1 protein-coding gene is annotated in these 1080 nt (G+C 65.1%); it reads left to right on the forward strand.

The genetic code is table 11. The annotated features are described in order from the left end of the window. The first annotated feature begins 515 nt into the window (after positions 1–515). Entirely contained in the window at positions 516–830 is a 315-nt protein-coding gene (locus LO50_RS21920; RefSeq protein ID WP_014703526.1) for a DUF736 domain-containing protein, read from the forward strand. The last annotated feature ends 250 nt before the right edge of the window (positions 831–1080 follow it).

Genomic DNA, 1080 nt, shown 5'->3' on the forward strand with positions numbered 1-1080 from the left:
CTTGCTGCGGCAGGTTGTGCGAAAGCGTGCCGTCCTCGACGCTGGCGGTTCGTTGCCTGTATGTCACGAAGGACGGTTCACCGACACACCGCCCGGCCTCGCCCGATGGAGCCTCCACGCCACGCCTCAAGCATGTGCCGCGAGCTGCGGCAGGGGCGCTCCGGCCTTGTCGTCGGGGCATTGACCTGGCCCGCGTCAGGGCGCAAGCCGGTGAAGCCGTCACGCGGGGATGCCGAGTCGGCCATGTCTCCATTCGGGAGCGGTCGGCCTGTACGTCCTTGTCTTGTTGTGAATCCTGGCGGTGGCGCGGCTGCGCCTTGGGCTTCATGGCCGCAACCTTCCAGCAAAAATAATTTCCCCTGCGCTGCGCGCATTCCTCGCGGGACAAATTATTTTTGCTTCCAGGTTCTCCACTTCGTTCCGACCGCAAGCGGTGCGGCCAGCCCATCCCCGCCGGACGGATCACAACAAGGACGCACTGGCGCGACCTTGTTCAACCCGAAAGGAGAAACATCATGGCTAACATCGGCACCTTCACCGCAGAGAAAGACGGCTTCACCGGCACGCTCCGCACCCTGACGCTCAACGTCAAAGTCAAGCTGGTTCCCAACGACAAGGGCGACAACGAGAACGCCCCCGACTACCGCCTGCAAGCGGCAAGTCATGACATCGGCGCGGCGTGGAAGAAGACCAGCGAGGCCGGACGGCCCTATGTGTCCGTGACCCTGGACGATCCTTCGTTCCCAGCCACCGTTTATGCCCGCCTGATCGAAGGCGAGAACGGCACGCACGACCTGATCTGGTCGCGCAACAAGCCCAAGGCGGCCTGACGGCCGCCCACAGCGCCCCGCCCATTGCGGCGGGGCACTGTGCTGCTCATCGCATCACCGCACGCATAGGGTTTCGGCAGTCGCTCCGCGCTGGGTACGTCCACCAGGGCCGGTATCGCATGGGTGCTGACTGGAGGGTTCGCAACCCTTGGCAGCCGCAGGCACAAGATGGCGTGTCGGCGCTGGAAGCGCCGCCGGGCTTTCGGGCTGCGCCCCGTGCCGGCTACGCCGTCACGGCCAATCGGCTTCA

It is taken from the genome of Stutzerimonas stutzeri, from assembly GCF_000935215.1.
Lineage (GTDB): Bacteria > Pseudomonadota > Gammaproteobacteria > Pseudomonadales > Pseudomonadaceae > Stutzerimonas.

Coding starts and splice junctions, on each gene's coding strand:
- LO50_RS21920 (WP_014703526.1), top strand. CDS start 516: ATGGCTAACATCGGCACCTTCACCGCAGAGAAAGACGGCTTCACCGGC.